Source organism: Psychroserpens damuponensis (assembly GCF_000826655.1).
Taxonomy (GTDB): domain Bacteria; phylum Bacteroidota; class Bacteroidia; order Flavobacteriales; family Flavobacteriaceae; genus Psychroserpens; species Psychroserpens damuponensis.
In genome coordinates this window covers 387,063-410,485 of record NZ_JXJO01000016.1, presented here as the reverse complement: position 1 = coordinate 410,485, position 23,423 = coordinate 387,063, and the positions used below count along the sequence as shown (strand labels likewise).

Annotated in this window: 17 protein-coding genes; 6 read left to right on the top strand and 11 right to left on the bottom strand. The window is 32.9% G+C overall.

The window, feature by feature from the left end; translation table 11 throughout:
• The first annotated feature begins 57 nt into the window (after positions 1 to 57).
• From TD29_RS08740 to TD29_RS17880, 5 genes are all read left to right on the top strand, one after another.
• On the top strand, positions 58 to 804 hold the full coding sequence (locus TD29_RS08740) for an SDR family NAD(P)-dependent oxidoreductase (protein ID WP_040280085.1): 747 nt from the start codon (positions 58 to 60) through the stop codon (positions 802 to 804).
• A gap of 9 nt (positions 805 to 813) precedes the next feature.
• Positions 814 to 1,635 carry an SMP-30/gluconolactonase/LRE family protein gene (locus TD29_RS08735; RefSeq protein WP_040280083.1) on the top strand — a complete coding sequence of 274 codons (822 nt, stop codon included), beginning with the start codon at positions 814 to 816 and terminating at the stop codon, positions 1,633 to 1,635.
• Positions 1,636 to 2,877, top strand: coding sequence for a glycosyltransferase family 2 protein (locus TD29_RS08730; protein WP_040280082.1), 1,242 nt, complete (start codon positions 1,636 to 1,638; stop codon positions 2,875 to 2,877).
• 41 nt (positions 2,878 to 2,918) lie between these two features.
• Complete coding sequence (locus TD29_RS08725) at positions 2,919 to 4,199, top strand: ATP-grasp domain-containing protein (RefSeq protein WP_040280081.1); 1,281 nt, start codon at positions 2,919 to 2,921, stop codon at positions 4,197 to 4,199.
• 94 nt (positions 4,200 to 4,293) lie between these two features.
• A complete protein-coding gene (locus tag TD29_RS17880; RefSeq protein ID WP_052467037.1) occupies positions 4,294 to 5,061 on the top strand; it encodes a hypothetical protein in 768 nt (255 codons plus the stop codon).
• An 8-nt stretch (positions 5,062 to 5,069) separates the two neighbouring features.
• On the opposite strand, the gene TD29_RS08715 is transcribed toward TD29_RS17880, so the two are convergent.
• From TD29_RS08715 to TD29_RS08695, 5 genes are all read right to left on the bottom strand, one after another.
• The gene (locus tag TD29_RS08715) at positions 5,070 to 6,608 is read right to left on the bottom strand and encodes a YifB family Mg chelatase-like AAA ATPase (RefSeq protein ID WP_040280080.1); all 1,539 of its coding nucleotides are present in this window, start codon (positions 6,606 to 6,608) and stop codon (positions 5,070 to 5,072) included.
• 78 nt (positions 6,609 to 6,686) lie between these two features.
• The gene (locus TD29_RS08710) at positions 6,687 to 7,841 is read right to left on the bottom strand and encodes a hypothetical protein (RefSeq protein WP_152611490.1); all 1,155 of its coding nucleotides are present in this window, start codon (positions 7,839 to 7,841) and stop codon (positions 6,687 to 6,689) included.
• Between the two features lie 5 nt (positions 7,842 to 7,846).
• Complete coding sequence (locus TD29_RS08705) at positions 7,847 to 8,248, bottom strand: hypothetical protein (protein WP_040280078.1); 402 nt, start codon at positions 8,246 to 8,248, stop codon at positions 7,847 to 7,849.
• 17 nt (positions 8,249 to 8,265) lie between these two features.
• A complete protein-coding gene (locus TD29_RS08700; protein ID WP_040280077.1) occupies positions 8,266 to 9,090 on the bottom strand; it encodes a hypothetical protein in 825 nt (274 codons plus the stop codon).
• Positions 9,091 to 9,102: 12 nt separating this feature from the next.
• A complete protein-coding gene (locus tag TD29_RS08695; protein ID WP_040280076.1) occupies positions 9,103 to 11,694 on the bottom strand; it encodes a hypothetical protein in 2,592 nt (863 codons plus the stop codon).
• A 260-nt stretch (positions 11,695 to 11,954) separates the two neighbouring features.
• Here TD29_RS08695 and TD29_RS08690 point away from each other — a divergent pair, with 260 nt between their 5' ends.
• Entirely contained in the window at positions 11,955 to 13,424 is a 1,470-nt protein-coding gene (locus TD29_RS08690; RefSeq protein WP_040280075.1) for an SLC13 family permease, read from the top strand.
• A gap of 6 nt (positions 13,425 to 13,430) precedes the next feature.
• Here TD29_RS08690 and TD29_RS08685 read toward each other — a convergent pair whose 3' ends face one another.
• From TD29_RS08685 to TD29_RS08660, 6 genes are all read right to left on the bottom strand, one after another.
• Positions 13,431 to 14,417, bottom strand: a complete 987-nt coding sequence (locus TD29_RS08685) for an aldose epimerase family protein (protein ID WP_040280074.1) — start codon at positions 14,415 to 14,417, stop codon at positions 13,431 to 13,433.
• Entirely contained in the window at positions 14,418 to 17,936 is a 3,519-nt protein-coding gene (locus TD29_RS08680) for a T9SS type A sorting domain-containing protein (protein ID WP_040280073.1), read from the bottom strand. It abuts the gene before it with no gap.
• Between the two features lie 36 nt (positions 17,937 to 17,972).
• Positions 17,973 to 18,938: a YheT family hydrolase gene (locus TD29_RS08675; RefSeq protein WP_040280071.1), complete on the bottom strand. Its 966-nt coding sequence runs from the start codon at positions 18,936 to 18,938 to the stop codon at positions 17,973 to 17,975.
• A gap of 23 nt (positions 18,939 to 18,961) precedes the next feature.
• Entirely contained in the window at positions 18,962 to 20,605 is a 1,644-nt protein-coding gene (gene ade / locus TD29_RS08670) for an adenine deaminase (RefSeq protein WP_040280069.1), read from the bottom strand.
• Positions 20,606 to 20,688: 83 nt separating this feature from the next.
• A complete protein-coding gene (tilS, locus tag TD29_RS08665; protein WP_241485259.1) occupies positions 20,689 to 21,960 on the bottom strand; it encodes a tRNA lysidine(34) synthetase TilS in 1,272 nt (423 codons plus the stop codon).
• A 106-nt stretch (positions 21,961 to 22,066) separates the two neighbouring features.
• Positions 22,067 to 23,368 carry an anthranilate synthase component I family protein gene (locus TD29_RS08660; protein ID WP_052467036.1) on the bottom strand — a complete coding sequence of 434 codons (1,302 nt, stop codon included), beginning with the start codon at positions 23,366 to 23,368 and terminating at the stop codon, positions 22,067 to 22,069.
• Positions 23,369 to 23,423: the final 55 nt, after the last annotated feature.

Here is a 23,423-nt window from a genome sequence, read left to right as displayed (position 1 = left end):
AACTTTAACTAAAAAATGTATAAATTCGTCCAAATTAGCGGTTAAGCCTTTACCAGTATGAAAACAGTAATGATTTTAGGCGGCACGAAAGGTGTTGGAAACGAAATACTTAAATCCTGCTTAAAAAAAGGCTACAATGTCTCTTTTTGTGGCAGAAATCAAAAAATTGGTGATGATTTTATAAAAGCGCTTCAAAAAGAAGACCAATTATATTTTCATGAATTAGACTTAAATACGACACGTGAAATTGAAAACTTCTACAATAGAACCATAAAAAAGTTCGGTAAAATTGATGCTTTAGTCTTATACGCTGGCATAACTCCAGTTGCTTCTTTGATTGATACTGAAGAAGAACTATTTGATAGTGTGTTTAACGTCAACCTAAAGGCACCATACTTTTTAACAAAACATGTTTTAAAATCTATGATGGATTTAAAACAAGGCTCAATTATATTTTTTGGATCAGCACATATGGATTATGGTCAAGCAGACAGAACCGCTTATGCGCTTACCAAAAGCACATTATACACCTTATCAAATCATATTGCTCATCATTATGCTAAATATGGCATTAGATCAAATTACGTGGTAATGGGATGGACCAACACAGAGGGTGAAGTGAATTTACGAGCTAGCGAAGGTATGAGTGAGGACGAATTAAAAAACGAAGCTAAAGACATTATTCCTATGGGTCGTATGCTCAACCGCTTTGATCCAGTACCTGCTGTTATGCATTTTATTTCTGATGAATCTGCAATGACAACAGGCTCTTTAATTAGAATTACAGGAGGAGAATATATCTAACATACACTTATGACATCATCTTTAGTTTTTTATTCTAATTCAGAGCTTCTTGAAGGACCAGTATTTGATACCAAACACAACCTATTGTATTTTGTTTCGATCTTAGAAGGCTTAGTATATTGCTATAATCCCGAAACCAAAGAAGTTTTAAGTATTAAACTAGATTCTCCTGTAGGTAGTCTGTTTTTGAGAGGTCATAAAAAAGTATTAGCAGCTTCTAAAAACGGCTTCTTTGAGATTAATTTTAATACGCTAAACGCTCAATTCGAATTTCAAATTGACATCAAAAATACGGTTAGATTTAATGATGGCATTACCGATACTAATGGTAGAATAATTGTTGGCACCATGGGATATCCTGAAGTAAAAACAAATCTAGGACAAGTGTTTTCTTACCATAATGGCAACTATAAAACAATAATTGAAAACACGACCATTTCAAATGGCTTAGCCTTTTCATTAGATAATAAATATCTTTATTTCATTGACACTCCAACAAATAAAGTTGCTAGATACGCTTATAATTTAGAAAACGGAACCGTAACCTTTGACTCCTACGTTATTGCATTTAGCGGTCAAAGTAATCCTGATGGTATGTGTATTGACCAAAATGGCATGTTATGGATTGCCGAATGGAATGGAGCGTGTGTCTCCAAATGGAACCCTGAAAATGGAGAACAATTAGAAGTCATTAAAATACCATGTACAAATGTTACATCTTGTTGTTTTGATAACCATTCAAACTTATATGTGACAACAGCTAAAAGCAATTCTCAAAATGACCAATTTGGTGGTGGATTGTTTTATATTGAATTAAATACATTTGATTAAATGGATAAAATTAAAATTAGTGTTATTGTCCCTGTTTTTCGAATTGAAAAATATCTTCCAGAATGTATAGACAGCCTACTAGTTCAAACTTTCAAAAACTTTGAGTTAATTTTAGTTAATGATGGAAGTCCTGATGGTTGTTCGCAAATTTGTGACAATTATGCTAAAACAAATGAAAGAGTAAAAGTCATTCACAAACCCAATGGTGGCTTATTAAGCGCGAGAAAAGAAGGTTTAAAAAATGCGACAGGAAAGTACATCGCCTATGTAGATGGTGATGATTGGGTAGATAATTATTATTTAGACACCTTATATAAACTTGCGGAAGCTAATGCAGCCGATCTAGTTGAAACTGGACATTTTAGAGAATTTGACGGTAAAACTGAAACTATTAAACCAAAATTAGTTGGAGTTTTTGATGCCGAAGACATAGAACACCGTATCATACCAAAAGCAATTTATAATGGTGATTTTTGCCAACACGATGTATCTACCTATGTTTGGAACAAACTTTTTAGAAGAGATTTATTAGAAACTATCTTGTTTGACATCCCAAACGACATAGTTATGGGTGAAGATGCAGCGATAACCTATTCGTATCTTGCAATCTCTAAACGCTTGGTTGTAAGCAAAATCCCTTTGTATTACTACAGACAACGTTTTGACTCCATTGTAAAATCAATTGAAGATCCAAAAACTGAATACTATAGACTAGGCTTACTCATGAGTTTTCTAAAGAAAAAACTAAGCCATGTTTTAGATGAAGATACACTTAACAAACAAATTAAGCTGTATCTCTACTCTCAAATTCTTGTACGATCTGGTGGATTAATTCAAAACAGTAAAGGTGATATTATTTTCAATCCTTTTTTAAGAACTCAGCAGCAATCTAAAGTCGTTGTTTATAGCTCAGGTTCCTTTGGTCAGCATATTTTATCTACAAATACTTCAACAAACTTCTTTCAAATCGTTAAGTGGATAGATACCGATTTTCATAAATTAAATATTGGTAACAATGCAGTACAACCTATTAGTTCCATTAAAAATGACGAATTTGATTTTTTAATTATAGCAACTATCAATCCTTCAATCTATACATCTATAAAAACTGAATTAGGATTAATGGGTATTGACAAGAACAAAATTGTAAAAATTAATACCGACGAAACAGCAATTAATAAACTATTTCAAGATATCGGATTTAATGACGCCTTTGAATTTGAAGGCAGTAAAAAATTATAAATAAAAATCACTTAACACTACGCAAATTATTAGTTTTAGCTATGAAAAAACTTATTATTCTTGGAGGTAATCCTGAGACAGCCATTTTAGTAAAAACCGCAATATCAATGGGTGTTCATACTATTGTTGTAGATCCAAATCCTGATTCACCAGCTAAAAAAGTAGCCAATGACAGTTATGATATTGAAGTGTTTAATACTGACCAAGTCGTTGATTTAGCAAAACAGCTTGAAGTTGATGGTGTTTTAGTAGGCGTAGCAGATATTTTAGTTGCGCCATATAGAGAAATCTGCAAAAAACTAAATATGCACTGTTATGTTACTGATGACGCTGTTGATGCGTATTGTAGTAAAGATGGTTTTAAAAAATATTGTATACAGCATAACATTCAAGATATTCCAGGCATTTATATCGATAAAAATTCTAACATTGATGATGCTAAAAACATGAAATTCCCTGTTATGATCAAACCTGTAGATAATGGTGGAGGTGTTGGCATGAAGATTTGCAGAGATGAAGATGACTATAAAAGCTCAGTTAAGACGGCTTTAAAATTTTCTAAAAAAGGCGTAGTTCTAGTAGAGCGTTATATGGATTGTGATGATATGGCAGCCTATTACACGTTTAAAGATGGCAAAGCATACTTATCTGCTGTCTCAGATAGGTTCACGACAAAAAAACAAGGCGATTCTAGTCCTGTTTGTATTGGTGCCGTATTCCCTTCTAAATATACAGAGCAATTTGTAAAAGACGTTAATCCTCAATTATGTGCCTTTTTTGAGTCGTTAGATGTACAAAATGGAGTTTTAAATCTTCAATTTTTTGTAGAAGACGGTATTTTTTACGCTTACGATCCAGGATTTAGATTACAAGGGGAAGCACCTCACCTACCCATTGCTCATATTAACGGGTTTGACCATAGAGAAATGCTTGTCAATTTTGCTTTAACAGGTCAATTTGGTGATGATGATTTTGAATCTCAAAATGACTTTAGATTTAAAGGAAAAACAGCCTGTACCATTTGGGTGCTTTTAAAAGGCGGACAAATAGATACTATTGAAGGTTTAGAGCAAATTCAAAAAGACGAGAATGTGATTTTCGTCTTAGACCGTTTTAAAACGGGTGATGTTGTTACTTCGGAAATGTTAGGCACCGAAAAACAAGTCTTTGCAAGAATTTATCTCGTCGCTGACACCATTACAGAAATTAATTCAAAAATTATTGAGTTTAGAGATTTGCTTAAAATAACTGATACTAATAACAATGACATGATTTTACAGTGGATGGAACCCTTTGAAGAAGCTGATTATATTAAAAACTAGTAATAATTTTTGAAATTCTAAAAAAGCGAGATAATCAAATTTATGTTGCAGATCTTTTCTTTACTATATTTTTAAACAAATAAATGATTTAATCATGCTCGTATTCGTTATCCCTGTAAAAAGTAAAACTATAGAAAAAAATTGGGCTTCTTTTAGTCGTCTTTTAGATCGTTGTATAGGCTCAATTTGCAATCAGTCAAACACAAATTTTAAAGTCGTTGTTGCTTGTCATGAAATACCTGAAACAAGTTATAATAACGATCCTCGAGTAACATTTTTACAAGTTGATTTTGCTCCTCCTGGTATAAATACAGAGTTAATTGCAAAAGAAAAAGATAAAGGCAAAAAGATAAAACTAGCAACAGATTATGCTAAAAAATTAGAAGCCTCTTATATAATGATAGTTGATTCTGATGACTGTATAAGTAACAAGATATGTGAATTTGTAAACAAAAATAGTGATGATTCAAAATCTGGTTGGTTTGTAAAAAAGGGCTACCTCTATCCTGAAGGGAAAAAATATGCATATCTCAATTTAAAAAACTTTCAAACCATATGTGGCACTTGCGTGATCATTAAACCAGAACACATAGATTTAATGTATGGAGATAATTTTTGGTTTCATCATGATCGGACTAAATTTCCTAATGTAGCATCATTAGAACCACTTCCTTTTCCTGCTGTTCTATATAGTATGCTTAATGGTTCTAATATATGCCTAGATGTAGGAGAGATGAAAAAACGAACAGAAGTCAAACCTTCTAAAATGGTATTTTTCAAAACACTATTTAGAAGATTAGGAAAATATAGATTAATGCCTACTGCTCTTATAAAAAAAGAATTTAATCTTAAAACGATTTAATTTTTAAATTATCCTAGCCAACCCTCTCGATCCATGCTTCTATATTGTATAGCTTCGGAAATGTGAGAGCCATTTATATCGTCAACACCTTCGAGATCTGCGATTGTACGAGATACTTTTAAAATTCTGTCATATGCTCTAGCAGACAAATTTAAACGTTCCATGGCTGTTTTTAATAGTTGCATGGAGGCAGCGTCTAATTTGCAGTATTGCCTTAAGAATTTCGTATTCATTTGTGCGTTATAATGTACTTTGCTAGAATCTTCAAAACGTTTCGTTTGAATTTCACGAGCTGCAGTCACTCGTTTTCTTATGTCTACGGAAGTTTCACCTTTACGTTCATCTGCTAATTTATCAAAAGGAACTGGTGTCACTTCAATATGAATATCTATTCGATCTAATAATGGTCCGGAGATTTTACTTAAATACCGCTGCATTTCAGCAGGAGAAGACGTTACAGGCGCATTAGGATCGTTAAAATAACCACCAGGACTTGGATTCATACTGGCAACCAACATAAATGATGATGGATAAGTTACGGTGAATTTTGCCCTAGAAATAGTAACTTCACGATCTTCCAAAGGTTGTCGCATCACTTCCAGAACTTCGCGTTTAAATTCTGGTAATTCATCTAAAAACAAAACACCGTTGTGAGATAGAGATATTTCTCCTGGTTGCGGATAACTGCCTCCTCCCACCAAAGCAACATTACTAATAGTATGATGCGGACTTCTAAACGGTCGTTGAGCCATCAAACCTGTATGTTCTTTAACACGACCTACAACCGAATGTATTTTGGTGGTCTCCAAAGCTTCATGTAACGTCATTGGTGGCAAAATACTAGGCAATCTCTTGGCAAGCATTGTTTTTCCTGCACCTGGAGGACCAATTAAAATAATATTATGACCTCCTGCTGCTGCAATTTCCATACAGCGTTTAATACTTTCTTGACCTTTAACATCACTAAAATCAAACTCTGGAAAATCAAGGTTTTTATAAAACTCCTCTCTTGTGTTGATAATGGTTTGCTCAAGAGGCTCTCCTGTATCAAAAAACTGTATGACTTGCAAAATATTATCCACACCAAAAACTTCTAGGCCATCAACAATAGCAGCCTCTTTGGCGTTTTGCTTCGGAAGAATAAATCCTTTAAACCCTTCTTCCCTAGCCTTAACTGCAATAGGAAGCGCTCCTCTTATAGGTTGTAAATTTCCGTCGAGAGACAATTCACCCATAATAAGGTATTTGTCGATATCATCTCCTTGAATTTGGTTGGTTGCAACGAGAATTCCAATTGCCAAAGTAAGGTCATAAGATGACCCTTCTTTACGTAAATCGGCAGGAGACATGTTAATAATGATCTTTTTACCGGGAATTTTATAACCATTATTTTGAAGTGCTGCAGCAATACGAAAATTACTTTCTTTGATAGCGTTATCGGGAAGACCAACAAGATGGTAGCCAATTCCTGAATCTACATTAACCTCAACTGTGATGGTTGTAGCTTCTACTCCAAAAACAGCGCTTCCAAAAACTTTTCTTAACATATAGGTTATTTTCTCTAAATATAGAAAATAATCATCATTTATGATTTCATTTCATTAAAAATTGAAAACCACTACAATTTATTGAGTACCAAGGGATACTGAACTGCCATAATCAATTCCCCATTGTATCCCAAAAAGCGCTACAGTATTACCGTTGCTTTTAAAATTTTTACCAAAACCACCATTTAATGTAAAGGCATTATTGATTTTATATCTAATGGAACCCATAGAGCGTTCTTCGTTATCACTATCTATAGCTCTTGTAATATACTCATATCCAAACGATAAATTATCGAGTTCTAACTCCAGTTTTGCGCCATAATCTATAGCCTCTTCAATCTTTAAACCATCTAAATTTGAGTTGATGATAAGTCCGTCACGAAGATATCTAAACACACCATAAAAATGAATGTGGCTATTACTACCAATTGTTGGTGTATAAAATGCTAAATCTCCAGATGCCCAAATACCTAAACGTCCAAAGCCATCATCTAAATCTTGACTTTCGTCTCCCATAAAGTGGCTGTAAGCCGCTGCAACATCGAGAGCAAATAACGGTTTTTGGTTGAGTGTGTTTTCAAAATCGTTAACTATTGTCTTATAGGTTTCAAGATTGGTAATGGCTGTATTTTTTTCCGAAGCACTTAAACTAGGATTTGCGAAAATCATAATCACTTCTTGGCTCGTCATAAATTGTTCGTAATTTGAATACTGTGACACTATTGCACTACGTTGCTCTTTAGTTTTAAAGGATAGTAATCGTGTTCTCGCTCCTACCGAAACATAAGATTGTGCAGTTTCAAAGACATTAAAATTACCATTCATTAATGCTAAAGATACTGACGCTCGTTTCCAAGCATCACCAAAAACATTATATTTAGTATAATCCTTTGGATTTGAAGTTTCAGCATTTATCCCATCATTTTTTTTAAGATTGTTATACTTAAAAAAGCTCATATTATTTCGCTTAACATACCAATAAGGTTGAAATTCTACAGCGTAATTATTGTTTGATAACCCGTTAGAGCTATCACCAGAAAAGGCACTTATGGTTTGTATAGAAAAGGCTTGAATATGCTCTGGCACGATGATATTAGATGGTGTTAAATCCATCAAAACAAAAGCTGGAGAACTTGGAGGTGCTAAATTTTTTAAAGCTGAAACAGGATTGATATTTGTTTGAGCAAAAACAGAAGTTGTAAGCAGAAGGATTATAATTTTAAGATGTTTCATGACTATTAGGTTAACTTCAATTCACTTTCTAAAATACAGGTTTGGCCTTCATAAAAGGCAGTGACTTTAAAATTCATATCTAGTTGCCCTTCGCTTCCTCCATTAATACTCGCTTTATAAGTATCTTTAATTTGTTTAATAGCTAAATTAAAGGTTTCTTGATTTGGAAATGGGTTAAAAAATCGGCAAAATGTCATTACTCTAAACACTTTTGATTGTACTTCATTACCTCCATCTAATTGTTTCCAACCGGTTTTTTGAGTTGGATCAAATGGCGGAATTATAGCATAAGGTGTTTGATCATCTATAGTATGATACAAAAATGCATAGCTTATTGGGATCGCTTCTGTGACAATAGCAACTTTCAATTTTATGGGCTTATTTGTGCCTACTTGATAGGAATCCATACTACTAGTTTTAAAAATTAAGACGCTAATACAGCGTCAATTACAGCATCTAAATCGTGATTATGAGTCATCTCATTTAACCAAGCTGCTGTATCAACATTATCCATAAACGTATTTAAAGCACCTATTACAACATGCTTATTTGCAGAAGGGAGTTGATTTACAACGGTTTCTAAATTTTCTAATAATTGCAATGGTGTGGTTTTTTCTTCGGAAAGTTTATAAGCCACCTTACCAGTGATATCTAAGAATTTTAAGTAATTATCTTTGGTTGTAATTGGCGTACTAATATTTAATCTATGAAACACATCGTGGGTATAACTTCTAGTTTGAGGTCCAGATAAACCATCAATAATGACTGGTTTACCGTAAATATATTTTAGCACCATTTGAAGGTAAAGTGTTTCAGATTTTGAGGCTTCATGGTAATCAACAGGCACACTCGTATCTACATGCCAATGATCTTCGTGACCTCTATAATAATAGTTAAGAACGATTCCGAAGTGCTTCCGAAGAAAAGATTCTATACCTAAATACAGTTCTTTTTGATGAATAAAATTTTTAGAAACTAGTGTGTGATCTTTCCAAAACACAGCATCCAAATCAAATGCTGTACCATGACCATGTTGACCTGGTTTATTGACAAAAATCCCAGCAGTTGTCACGACTTCTGGCACTCCTAAGGGACAATTTGTAAACACCTCATCAAAAGCGCTTTCAAGAACTTTTAAAAAATTAGAATCTATAGAAAACTGACGCTGTTCTCCACGCGTACCATAAGGATGATTAACTAGCCTTGCGTAATGTAACGGAATATTATTAATACTATTAATTGCTTTCATAGCGTTCTAATTTTATTGGTTTAACAATGTTTTTATCTCCTTAATTTGATCTGTGATTAATGTACTTTGAATCACGCGATCATAATATGTTATGGTGCTTTCGCTCAAGTGTCTTGCTAATGTAGGTTCATAGGTTTCCCATTCAAAACCATTATCATTAATTTCTTTTTTGACTTTCGCATTTTCACGATTTAAAAACACTTGAAGCTCGCTCACTTGATCTTTATCAATAAGCTCACCTCCTAAATAACTTTCAATTTCATTATATTCTATTTGAAACGGCAAATAAATGGGTACATATTCAATAGATGGGTCTTTACTTCGATCTCGCATATATGAACTTAGATAATTGGGAATTTTATCGAGATTAAAGCCTGTTTTTAAATCGGCTACGATATTATCTTGCTCTACTTCATCTATTTTTAGGTGCGTAATTTCGTTTTCAGCTTTAAATTTTTGGACTAAATACCAGATATAGTTATTTCTACCATTTATGATTTCTACGAATACTTTTTTCGTTTTATTTAAGGTAGAATCTTTTTGTAAGTAATTGTATAAATCGAGAGAGCTTAAAAGACCGCTGTTATCAAGAGCTCCTGCATCAATATAATGACCATAACCTTTTATTTTGGCAGCCGGACTAAGTGCAGGAAACCTATTTGTAGAAGACACTGCTTCATAGTAGGCAATAGAATTATCATTTCGTAGTTGTGATAAATTGTCTGAATTATAAAATATAGTAGAATCTTGAGGGTATTTCACGGAATAGAACACACCACGCCTACCGTTAGTTTTAGCTGTGTTCACAATTAACGATGGAAAATAGCCAGTTTTATTATCATATATATTTGTTTTCCAATAAGAATTAAAAGACGTTGAATCTAACGTCATTGCAGATTGATCCTCTAGAATATTACGATAGGTAACCATAGAAAAATACGATCTGTCTTTATATTTGCCAATTTTATTTAAGGGGTAAACTTTTCTAACCATATCAAAACCAAAGGCTAACGCTAAATCTTTAGAGGCAAAGTTCTCTCTTGCCACATCATTTATTTTTAATCCAATTGTTGTAAAATCATTAGTATGCTCTCCTCCTAATATTGAATATAACGATACTCCCATCATACCTCCTGAAGCACCTGAAAATGAAACGGTTTGATCAAGAAAGGCACCTTCGGTTTTTATTTGAACTTCGTTTAACACTTTCATCGTCCAAATATTAGCTTTTAAACCTCCTCCATGAGCAGCAACAAAAAACAAAGGTTTACTTGTTCTGCTTCTTAGATTATTTTTGAACGCTTCCATTTCTAGAACATTTTCACTTGTATTTGTTTTATAAGACTGAAGTTCGTGTATTTGAGTTTCCGAAGTAAAACTTAATACGCCAAGTACAATAATGATAAAAGTGACTACCGAAGCTATGAGCCTACGTCGTATTGCAAATGAGTTTTGATGTTCTAAGGGTAAGAGATTTTTTCTGTTATCTGGTAATACTCCAGAGCTATATAAATAATTTTTTTTGGTGACGTATGGATTATTATCTAAGTCTTCTTTTTGAGTTTTAAAAATGGTTAACATAAAAAAGTACTTCACCAAACACGCAATACCATAATATATAACAAATACATAAGACAGTAATATGAGCATTGCATTAGAAAGCTTCCATGTATTATAAACAGCAATATTACTGTAGATTAAAAATAATATAACTACTACTGCAAAAACAAAGTAGTACCTTAAATAACCTACACTACTACTCAAAAAATAAAAGCGATTAAAATTTATGGTTTTAGCATAAACACGAAAAACTCTAAACATAATATAGAGAATTGCTAACAAGAACGTAAAAATTTGAAGCAGCCAATAACCGTAGAGACTAAAGTTAAGAGTAAATGCGATGACAATAGCAAATACAATTACTAAAACGATACATACAAAAAGTGCATTGACGCCTTTGGTTACGAATTTCTTTTTGTGAGCTTTAGCTAAGGTAATGGCTTCATCACTTTTAACTTCTAATAATTTGTCTTGGTAAACATCAAATTTATCTAGCAATATGATTAATAAAAGTGCTGGTAAAACGCAAAGCACTAGCGTTATTAATTGAATCATATCTACATCTAAATCACTAAAATACATTTTGAAATAGAAGGTTTGAAAAATATAATAATGCCAAATAGTAAAAATAACTAAGCCTAGACAATGTCTAAAAAATTTTGCTTTATAATCTTGCTTATAGTTTGGATCTATTTTAGAGAAAATAAAAATGGCATATCCAAACCATTTATATACATACCATTTATGATCATCGCGACTATCATTTATATTTTCGGCATAATAAATATATCTAGGATAATGAGACAGTACTGAAGCAAATACAGAAATAACCACAAAACATAATAGTAGTGATATGGTATCACCTTCTATCATATCTACTAATAACGTATTAGCTTGCTCTAAAGCTTGAACCATTAATAATATAATAGCAAGAAATAAAAGACTTAAATAAGATGATTTAACAAATTTACCAAATGAGGTAATAAGGTTATTAACGAAATTGAGTAAACGAAGGATGGAAATCCCTATTTTTTTGAATAACATAACAATGGTATAAAAATTATTAGTCTTGCGTCAAAACTTAACGTACTCAATTAATTACAGGGATAACTAAAGGTCTAAATTACAAAAAAAATTAAAACCACAAACTAATGCGACGAAAAAGACTTATCACAATTGACTGAAAAACAAATAATTGACGTAAAAAAAACAGCCCAAACCACTAACCCTTTGAAGTTCAATGTTTAAAGATAAAATATAAGACCAATAGAATTGCATATCTTAGTGCGATTAATTTTTTAAATATGACACTCACTAAACGTATAGGTCTTTTTTTAGGCCCAACGCTTTTTATCATAATACTGTTATTTTTTAAACCTGAAGGGCTTTCAAATGAAGCCAATGCAGTACTAGCATCAACAGCATGGATTGCCGTTTGGTGGATCACAGAAGCCATCCCAATTGCCGTAAGTGCTTTACTGCCTATTGTGTTGTTTCCCTTGTCTGGTGGTTTAGACTTATCTTCAACTACAAGCGCTTTTGGTCATAAATATGTATTTCTTTATTTAGGCGGATTTATTATTGCGATAGCTATAGAAAAATGGAACCTGCACAAACGTATTGCCTTAAACATCATTAATATAATTGGTAGCGATATTAAAAAAATCATACTTGGGTTTATGGTAGCCACAGCATTTTTATCTATGTGGATTTCAAATACAGCAACATCTGTTATGATGTTACCCATAGGTATTGCCATTATAAAACAACTAAAAGACAATCCTAATACTATTGAAAACGAAAATACTATCTTCGGAAAAGCGCTCATGCTTGCCATTGCTTATAGTGCTTCTATTGGTGGTATTGGTACGCTAATTGGCACACCTCCAAATTTAGTTTTGGCTGGAGTTGTATCTGATATTTATGGCTATGAAATCACGTTCTCACAATGGTTTATTTTTGGATTTCCAATTTCTTTAATTTTATTAGTTATTTGTTGGCAATATCTCACACGATTTGCGTTTACATTTAAACAAACCGAGTTTCCAGGAGGAAAACAAGAAATTAAAAGGCTCCTAAAAACACTTGGCAAGATTAGTTATGAAGAACAAATAGTTGCCATCGTTTTTGCTATTACAGCCTTTTGTTGGATTACACGATCCTTTTTATTACAATCGTTTTTACCAGCATTAGATGATACTATTATTGCTATGTTTTTTGCTATTGTGTTATTTTTAATACCTGCAAAAAACAAAAAAGAGCACATCATTAATTGGGAAGAAGCCACAAAATTACCTTGGGGAATTATCTTGCTGTTTGGAGGCGGAATGGCCTTAGCTCAAGGATTTCAATCTAGCGGTTTAGCAGAATGGATTGGCAATCAAATGACTTTATTAGCAGGAGTCACCACAATTCTTTTAATCTTTTTATTGGTTGCAGCCGTTAATTTTTTAACCGAAATCACCTCAAATCTAGCAACCACAGCCATGCTTTTACCAGTTTTGGCTCCCATGGCAATCACAGTAGATATGCATCCATTTATTTTGATGGTTGGTGCTGCAGTTGCCGCATCATGCGCATTTATGCTTCCAGTGGCAACACCTCCAAATGCTGTAGTTTTTGGATCTGGTTATTTAAGAATTCCAGACATGGTAAGTAAAGGAATAATAATGAATGTAATATCAATAATTTTAGTCACCTTGTTTGTTTATTTTATACTTCCTGAAGTTTGGGAACTTACGGTTAACGGCTTTCCTGTAGAATTATTAAACTAGACTATTTTAACTTAATACATTAAATTTAAAACAAGTTCTATTCTCATAAATCTCATCTGGCATTAATAAAGTAGACGGGAAATTGATATGATTAGGTGCGTCAGGATAATTTTGAGCTTCAAAACAAATGGCAGGAAAATCATCATAAACCACACCGTCTTTAAACGTCACTCCATCAAAATTTTTAGGAGTAAACACTACCAATGTATTTTGATTGGTATCTACAATCATCTCGATTCCTGTCTCTTCGGAAATGAGCCTTGCACACTCTTTTTCGGTAGTTAAAATAAACGTATCGTCAAATCCATTAAAATCATCTCTAGCAATGTTTTCTAGTACAGTTCTATCTGCCTTAGAATTTTTGGAGTTAAGAATTTCTCCAGAAGGCATCATATTTACATCTATTTCTAAATAGCGCTCACTGTTAATTTGCAGCTTATGGTTTAAGATGGTTCCATTTCCGTGGAGATTAAAATACGAGTGATTGGTGAGATTTACATGTGTTGGGTTATCGGTTTTTGCACTATAAGTGATAGTCAGCTCGTTAGTTTCTAACAATTGATAGCTAACTGAGACTTGTAAGTTACCTGGATGACCTTCTTCAAGGTGTTTACTCACATAAGATAGTGTCATCATTGGGTTTTCAGTACGCTCAACACTTTCAAAATCCCAATATTGCTTATCAAACCCCTTAAAACCACCATGTAAATGTTCGGCTTTATGTTGAGAAAGCGCGAAGAATTTCCCATCTATTTTATAGCCTCCTCCTGAAATTCGTCCTGCATATCTACCAATAGAACTTCCTAAACATCTATTTTGATTAAGATATTGCTCTTTAAGATAATCTAATGGTGATGATAAACCTACAACAACTTCGGTAAGAAAACCTTGTTTATTGGGCACTTTTAAACTAATGATGGTGGCTCCAAAGTTTGAGATGTGGAGCTCCATACCGTTTTTATTAGAAATTATTGCTGTTTTAAGCGATGACATTTAATTTTTAATGAACTTTACAGTGTGTTGTTTGGTTAGGGATTTTAAATTTAGAAAATAAATTCCGTTAGCTAACGCTTCAATATCTATGGTTTTACTTAAATCGGCTTCCTCGTTTGTAAATGTATTTAAAACTCTTCCGTTAATATCTACAATTGTAAAATAATCAAAGCCAAATTTAGTTGTAATTGTTAAGTTAGATTTTGAAGGATTAGGATATACTGTAACTACATTGGTTTCAAACTCCTCTAATGATAAGGTGTTTACAATTTCCGTAGAAACCGTATTTGTAGTTATTGCAGGATTAAAATCAAAGAAAATATCTGCCGTGTTATAGAATATATCTCCTAATACCACATCGTTTTTTGGTTTAATTTTATAGGTTATAAATCCGTGAGAATTTGGCTCGTCACTAAACATATCTGGCAAATTAATAGCATCAAATATGAAGCTCACATTAGTTTGGTTAATAATTTCTACACGACCATTATGACTTAAGCTCTCTACTTGTAATGTGGTCCAATCTAATTTATCATCTAAAACATTATCAACCTTTACATTAATAGCACTTGCATTACCTGTATTTTGAAAACGAATCACATAGTGTAAATAATTATCAGTATCATCTATAGAAATTTCGTCACCTTCTAACACTGCAATATCATTAGGATCATAAGACCCAATGACGGTTTGCTCTAAATTAAAGGTGTTATCATCTTCTGTGAAATCTCCTGCAATTGGGTTTACAGCTGCTGTAGATATAAGCACATCATCTATATTTGTAGTTGGTGGTGCAAAAACTATAAATTCTAATGCGATAGTGCGTGTCTCAAAAGGATTTAAATCTATAAAATCAAACGCTAATGTATTGTTAGTAATAGTTGTTGCAGTCTCACTCGCAGATGCAAATTGTAATTTTGAATCGTCAAACTCAAAAGTCACTGTACCACTTTGGGCTGTTGTACCTACATTGCTATACACCAACTCATAGGTTGTTATAAAACCAGGTCTTGGATCATCAATTGACGGATACACAGCAATATTTAAATCGTTTACAACTGTATTGGCTTCGATACAAAAATTAAATACATCTAAATTATTAACGGTATCATAGTTAGATGCATATGTTAATGGAGAATAATCAAAATATGGAGCTAAACCTTCTAATTGTGTTGTAAAATCACCTTCATAAACCTTATTTTCATAAAAGCCATTTACATTTGTAAATGAAGAAACACCATCTATAGTACTTGTAGTAGATACCATTTGGTTAGGTACAACCAAAGCATTTGCATCACAATTGCCATTAGCCTCATATAATACTTGACCAGAAATTGTATTGGTGACTATTTTATTGTCATACCACACAACTTTAAAGTCATTATTACCAGGTTCTGAAAATAACGTGATAACATCTACAGCATTATTGCTATCTACATCTTCTATTAAAAATTGCTTCGCTAATGTATATGTATTTTCAATAAATATTTCATCTCCAAAAGTGCCTAGTCCATCTACATTCTCAAACCATGAGATATTATTATCTTGACTAGAAATGACATCAACATCACCATCTGCATCAAAATCTCCAGCACTAATAGCTTTTGGTGCATTATTAAATGCGTTAGATATTAAAATTTCATCACTAAAATCTCCTAAACTATTAGTGTTTTCAAACCAAGTAATGGCATTACTAGAAGCCGATAAAACATCAGTATCACCATCACCATCAATATCTTCAACATTTATGAAATGATTATTTGATAATGACGTGGTTATTATATTTGGTGCAGAAAAACTCCCGTTTGTGTTTTCATACCATTGTATCGTGTTTCTAAAAGATAACAAAATATCTAAGTCGTTATCATTATCAAAATCTACCTTGAAAATTTCTTGAGGTGTCATCATACCAGATTCTAAGACATTTTCTGAACCAAAATTACCAGTGCCATCCGTATTTTCAAACCAAACCAGTTTACCATCAAAAAATGAGAGTGCCACGACATCATTATCATTATCTCCATCGACATCAAAAACAGACATAGACGTAACGCTAGACAAGGTATCTGTAATTAAATTAGCTGAGCTAAACGTCCCTAATCCATCTAAATTCTCGAACCATTTAATAGAATTAAAATAATATGAACCCGTAATAACATCCATATCTCCATCTCCATCTAGGTCTTCTGCGTAAATGGTTTCAAAATCTTCATCTAGTTCGGTTATTACTTTTGGGACATCAAATGTCTCTGTTTCTTCTATAAATTCATACCAATAAACAACTCCGTAATTAGAGACTGATAGCACATCTAAGTCGCCATCGCCATCTAAATCTGCTTTATAGATCGATTTTAAGCCCTCAACACTGTGAGACAAAAGCTGTTGTGACGAGAAGTTACCTAATTCATCAATATTTTGGTACCAAGCTATTTTATTATCAATGCTAGAGGCAGACACAACATCCATAAAACCATTTCCAGTTAAATCTGAAGCCACTGCAATTTCACCATCATTTATTGCAGTTGAAATAATTTGTTGATCGCTAAATGCGCCCAAGCCATCTGTATTTTGATAGTAAGACACTTCACTGCCTGCAACAGAAATAACATCTAAAAAAGTATCACCATTAATATCTGCTACAGCAACGCCTTTGGCATTTCCACTGATTGTATTAAGTTGCTGACCAGAGTCAAAATTGTTTGACCCATCGTTTTGACACCAAAACAATTTATTATTTATTGACGATGATATTACTAAATCTACACCATTTATTCCATCAATATCTGCAACTACCACGTCTATAATACCATCTGCTATAGTACTAATATCATTAGCAGTCCATGTGGTTGCATTGCTATTTAAATTATCAAGCCATCTAAGTTCGCTATTACTTTGACTAAATAGAATATCTAAATCGCCATCTGCATCCATATCTTCTGCTATTACATGTGTAGAATAACTATTAGAATCTAGAACAACTTCACTCCCAAAACTCCCTAAGCCATCTATGTTTTCAAACCAAGATATTGTAGAACCAGAACTCGAAATCACGTCTAAATCATTATCGTTATCAAGATCTGCAACCGTAAAATTTAAATTTAAACCTGAAAGACCAGTTGCAATTTGTTGCGAATTACCAAGATTCCCCAAACCGTCAACATTTTCATACCATACAATAGCTTCATCTCCAGTAGATGCTATTATAAGATCTAAATCAGTATCTCCATCCATATCATGTGCTAACGCAGACACTGGAGAATCAACAGTACCAACAAGCAATTGTAATTGAGAAAAAGTACCAAGGCCATCTAGATTTTCTAACCATGAAACTTTATCATCTTGATTGGATGCTACAAGTAAGTCTAAATCTCCATCACTATCAAAATCTACAGATACCAAAGAACTAGGGTTATCGACAACAAAAGTGCTATCTATTATTGATTGTTTTACAAACCCTGTCTGAGCAAAAATGAGGTGACAGCAAAACGTAAATACTATAGTTGTGTAAAGGTGTTTCATAAAAAGCGCTTGATGTAAAAAATTTCTTGCAGAAAATTAATTCTTTTTTAGAGCATTCACAAACTCTATAGCACGTTTCTCATTGTAATAGATGTTCCCTTTTTGTATAAAACCAACATGACCTCCATGGTTTGGCATTTCTAAAAATAAGTTTTCATTCTGTTTTGCTGCTTTTACAGGATAACATTCTGCAGATAAAAATGAATCATTTAGAGCATTTATGAGCAGTGTTGGAATCTCTATCCGATTTAAAAATTGCAAACTACTACTCTTTTTGTAGTAATCCATAGCATCTTCAAAACCATGCGCTTTTGAGGTATAAAACTCATCAAATTCTCTAAGTGTTTTAATATCATTGAGATTTACATCCTTTAAAATTTCAGGAAATTGCACTTGCTTAACACGTAACTTATCTAACAAATGTTTTCTAAACCTAATCGCAAATGCTTTGTTTTTAAATTTATGCAATTCGGTAGCAGAACCATTGAGATCTACAGGAACAGAAATTGCTATAGCTGCCTTTACCTCAGCAGGCACTACTCGATTTTCACCAACATATTTTAAGGTTATATTACCACCTAAACTAATGCCTTTAATGTAAATTTTAGAGTACTGTTTTTGCTCAATACAATATTTCACAACATCATCCAAATCATTTGTAGCACCAGAATGGTAACTATTATAAAATCGATTACCTTCACCACTACAACCTCTAAAATTCACACAAACTGCGTCAACGCCATGGTTATTAAAAAGCTTAGCAGTACCAGTAACATATGGTCGCTGTGCATGACCTTCCAAACCATGAAGGAGAATAATAACCTCTTTAGACTTTTCTTCGGAAAAACTCCAATCTAAATCTAAAAAATCGTCATCACGAGTTTCAATGCGTTCGCGGGATTGCTCTAGTTTTACTTTTCGGAATAACCCTGAATAAACCGTTGAAATAAATCCGTTTTTAAATTGAAATGGAGGTTTAAACGTTGATTGTAGAATTGGCATATTTTAGTCTTCAGTTTGTAATTTCACTCTTGTGGAAGTATTAAATCTGTAAATTTAAAATCTTTACCATTAAATAAGCCTTTATCACTCAATTTTAAAGATGGTATAACTAGTAAAGCCATAAACGACAAGGTCATATAAGGTGCGTTTAAATCGCTACCCAATTGTTTTGCCATTGCATCGAGCTCTGCATACGATTTTCCAATAGTTTCTCCATCTTTATCACTCATAATCCCAGCAACAGGAAGCGATACTATTTTTTCTTCGGAAACATCAACTGCACAAATACCGCCTTTATTTTCGATAATAAGATTAACCGCTTTACAAATCATCTCATCGCTTACTCCAATAGCAATAATATTATGAGAATCATGACCTACAGAAGATGCGATTGCGCCTCTTTTTAGTCCGAAATTTTTAATAAAAGCCATCGCTGGTTGATCATCATTATAACGGTTGACGACCGTCATTTTTAGAATATCATTTATAGTGTTAGACACTATATTTCCGTTATCGCTAGTTGCTTCTTCAATAACTTCGTTAGTTACGAGCTGACCTTCTAGGGCTTCAATAACTCGAATGTTTATCTTTTCCGAAGTACTTTTTATAGCCACTTTAAAATCTGAAACTTCTTTCTTTGATGTATTAAAATTATTTAAATTTTTAAAAGCAATAGTTTGGAGTTTAGAATTTCCGTGGTCACTCACCAACTCGCCATTAATGTAAGTTTTTAAGACTTTAAAATCTTTTAAATCTTCAACAATAATACAGTCGGCAGCATCTCCATTTTGCAATAGTCCCACTTCTAAGTTATAATGTTCTACTGGATTTATACATGCAGCCTGCAGTACTTTAAAAACATCAATATTTTTAGCCACTGCTCTAGCACACAACTTATTTATGTGGTCTATAATTAAATCGTCTGGATGCTTATCATCACTACAAAACATCATGTTTTTATAATGCTCTGGCATCAAGCCTATTAACGCTTCAAAGTTTTTGGCAGCACTACCTTCTCTTATGAGAATTTTCATGCCTTTTTGCAGTTTCTCTAAACCTTCTTCATAAGTAAAACACTCATGATCTGTAGAAATTCCTGCGTTTATATATTTGGTAATATCATCACCAACAACGCCTGGAGCATGACCATCAATAGGTTTGTTATAGTGTTTTGCCCATTCTAATTTTTTAAGCACCTCATCATCATCAAATAAAACGCCAGGATAATTCATCATCTCAGCGAGATACTTAATATCTGGATTTGCCATGAGTTGTTTTATCCCATCGCTATCTATTACTGCTCCTGCAGACTCAAAACTTGTTGCAGGTACGCAGGATGGCGCACCAAAATTGAATTTAAAATTGGTTTGCTTTCCATTTTCTATCATAAAATTAACACCATCAATACCTAAAACATTTGCAATTTCATGAGGATCTGAAACCGTTGCAACAGTACCATGATTTACCGCAATTTTAGCAAACTCTGTTGGCACCAACATAGAACTTTCTATGTGAATATGTGCATCAATAAAACCTGGTAAGATATAGTGATTTACATCGTGCTCCTTTTCTTGGATATTTGTGATTTTCCCTTCGGAAACATGCACTTCTCCTTTAAAGATACGTTTGTTTTTTATGTCTACTATTTGGCCTTGTAATATTTTCATTTATAAATATTAATGAGATTATGAAGTCGTGCTTTTTGTTTAAATGAAAATTTTTATCCCATTCAGTGCGCAACGAAGCATCTTTAATTTATTTCAATTTTTAAAATATGTTTGGTCTTTTTGGTAACCTTAAACCGTTCATCGGCTCTTCTATCTATCACCCAAACGATATTGTCTTCAGAAATGAGCAACCATACATTTTCTTTATCTACCAAAGATAATTTCTCATCTTTAAAGTATTTGCTGAGTTTCTTTTTACCTTTCATTCCTAAAGGGTAAAAGGCATCTCCTTTTTTCCACTGTCTTAATTCTAGAGGGAATTTCAATTTATCCTTGTCTACAAAAATCACATGGGTTCGTCTACCAAAAATTGCATCGGCTTCGTCAAAAAACAGCATTCCTGCTGGAGTTTTTAAATGCTTTGTAGTTGCTTTAATTTTTATAGATTCTTTGTTGCGCTCTAAATAACATGTATCAACAACATTCAATTCTATTAAAATTAAATGTTCTCTATCTTTTATTAACCTATGAGTTTGGGACAAAATTTGTTTACCAGATTGTGCATCTAGCAAATTCAAAACATCATTCCACTCTGTAAAATTATACGCATTAAACAATTCAAAAAGGTATGCTTTGAGATTATCTAACTTTTTTAATTCGGAAATTTTAAATTTTAATTGATTATCATCTGTCTCATCAATTGCGCGTTTTACAACATTATTAATACTTTCGTCCACAATATCTCGTGAATCATTGAGGTTATCTAAAGTGGTTTTAAAATTTTTAAGCAAGTTTGGATTCGTCTCTTTTAAAACCGGAATCACATGATGACGTAATTTGTTTCTCAAATATTTATCTGATGCATTACTACTATCTTCTCGCCATTGTAAATTTTGCTCTTTAGCATAATGTTCTAACGTGTCTCTTGAAAATGGTAATAATGGTCGCACGATAGTATCATTTACTTCTGGGATTCCTGTTAATCCGCTTAATCCTGTTCCTCTAGTGAGATTAATTAAAAATGTTTCTAAATTATCGTCTGCATGATGTGCTGTTAAAATGTAATCAAATTTTAAACTTATGGCTAAATCAGAAAACCAATTATATCGTAATTCTCTAGCTGCCATTTGAGTTGAGAGTTTTTGTTGGCTTGCATAATCTATCGTAGAAAAATGCTCTACAAACACTTCTAAATCTAAACGGTCTGCCAATGTTATAACAAAATTCTCATCTGCATCACTTTCGCTACCACGTAAATTAAAATTACAATGTGCTAAAGCTATATTGAGGTTTAATTGGTGGCATAAATGCGTTAAAATCACACTATCCAAACCACCAGATATTGCAATAAGCAACTTACTACTTTTTAAAAAAGATAGTTTATTGTCGATATGATTATTGAAGAATTTTAGCACTAAACCAAAGATAATTTATTAATTGTTTATTTACCAAAAACGACAATTAATTCTCTAAAACCTCACGCATTGCCTTTGCTTTAACTAAGCATTCTTCATATTCTTTAATGGGTTCACTTTTAGCAGTAATTGCGCCACCTACAGAATACGACACATATTTATTAGTCTCATTATATAAAATACTTCGTATGACGACGTTAAAATCAAAATCATTATCTGGTGAAAAATAACCAACAGCACCAGAGTAGAGTCCGCGTTTTGTCTCTTCCAACTCTTCAATAATCTTCATGGCACTAATTTTTGGAGCGCCAGTCATACTTCCCATTGGGAACGTTGTTTTAATAATATCTACAGGATGAGTTGACTCCTTAACCTGTGATGTTACCGTAGAAATCATTTGATGCACTTGATCAAAGCTATACACTTTACACAGTTCTTCAACAATTACACTGCCTTTGGTAGCCGTTTTTGAAAGGTCATTTCTCACCAAATCTACAATCATTACGTTTTCGCTACGCTCTTTTATATCTTCGGAAAGGTGCTTCATCAAAGCCTCGTCTTCTTCTTTATTTTTAGAGCGTTTGGCAGTCCCTTTTATGGGCTGCGATGTTATTTTTAAACCCTCTTTTTTGATATAACGCTCTGGTGAAGCAGATAATAAATACTTATCATAAACGCGCATAAAGGTTGCAAATGGTGGTTTTGAAATAGCGTTTAGTTTTTGATACGTCTCTAAAGGGTTAATTGTTGTGTCTTCTGCATAAAACTCCTGACAAAAATTAGCTTCATAAATATCACCTCTATGAATATGAGATAACATGGTATTGAGCTTATTGAAATACTCGTCTTTATGAATGCGTAGTTTTATTTTAATGTTATTTTCTTCGGAAACAGGATGACCTTCAAACTTCTCACCAATGCTATTAATATCGCTTAAATCTTGTTTTAACTCCTCATCAATCATATTGAGATAGTGCGTTTCTAGCACATTTCCTTTTAGGAAAAAAATCTTTTTAGGTTGAAAGAAAAAAAGCTCAGGAAACCTTAAATCGTCAGGGTTTTTAGAGGTAAGATGTTCTACATCATTTTTGAGATCATAGGTTAAATATCCAAAAATCCAATCGTTGGTTGACGTTTGATATTCTTTGAGTTGATCAAACGCATCAAAATAATCGGTTTGAAAAATAGTAAATGCTTCAACTGCCAAAACCGCATCATAAGAGCTGTATTTTTGTTCATAGTTATTACTATCTAACCACATCACTTCGTCAAACTGTGTACTCCAATTAAGGAGTTGCTTTTTAAAAGTATCTGGATTAGAAATATGTTGTTTTTTGACCTGTCTCAATCGTATAAATTATGAAAAACAAATTTCTGAATTAATGTGGTCATTAACAAGTCTG

Coding starts and splice junctions, on each gene's coding strand:
- TD29_RS08715 (WP_040280080.1), bottom strand. CDS start 6,608: ATGTTAAGAAAAGTTTTTGGAAGCGCTGTTTTTGGAGTAGAAGCTACA.
- TD29_RS08700 (WP_040280077.1), bottom strand. CDS start 9,090: ATGAAAGCAATTAATAGTATTAATAATATTCCGTTACATTACGCAAGG.
- TD29_RS08690 (WP_040280075.1), top strand. CDS start 11,955: ATGACACTCACTAAACGTATAGGTCTTTTTTTAGGCCCAACGCTTTTT.
- TD29_RS08685 (WP_040280074.1), bottom strand. CDS start 14,417: ATGTCATCGCTTAAAACAGCAATAATTTCTAATAAAAACGGTATGGAG.
- TD29_RS08675 (WP_040280071.1), bottom strand. CDS start 18,938: ATGCCAATTCTACAATCAACGTTTAAACCTCCATTTCAATTTAAAAAC.
- TD29_RS08730 (WP_040280082.1), top strand. CDS start 1,636: ATGGATAAAATTAAAATTAGTGTTATTGTCCCTGTTTTTCGAATTGAA.
- TD29_RS08735 (WP_040280083.1), top strand. CDS start 814: ATGACATCATCTTTAGTTTTTTATTCTAATTCAGAGCTTCTTGAAGGA.
- TD29_RS08725 (WP_040280081.1), top strand. CDS start 2,919: ATGAAAAAACTTATTATTCTTGGAGGTAATCCTGAGACAGCCATTTTA.
- TD29_RS08740 (WP_040280085.1), top strand. CDS start 58: ATGAAAACAGTAATGATTTTAGGCGGCACGAAAGGTGTTGGAAACGAA.
- TD29_RS08705 (WP_040280078.1), bottom strand. CDS start 8,248: ATGGATTCCTATCAAGTAGGCACAAATAAGCCCATAAAATTGAAAGTT.
- ade (WP_040280069.1), bottom strand. CDS start 20,605: ATGAAAATATTACAAGGCCAAATAGTAGACATAAAAAACAAACGTATC.
- TD29_RS08680 (WP_040280073.1), bottom strand. CDS start 17,936: ATGAAACACCTTTACACAACTATAGTATTTACGTTTTGCTGTCACCTC.
- TD29_RS08695 (WP_040280076.1), bottom strand. CDS start 11,694: ATGTTATTCAAAAAAATAGGGATTTCCATCCTTCGTTTACTCAATTTC.
- TD29_RS08710 (WP_152611490.1), bottom strand. CDS start 7,841: ATGAAACATCTTAAAATTATAATCCTTCTGCTTACAACTTCTGTTTTT.
- TD29_RS17880 (WP_052467037.1), top strand. CDS start 4,294: ATGCTCGTATTCGTTATCCCTGTAAAAAGTAAAACTATAGAAAAAAAT.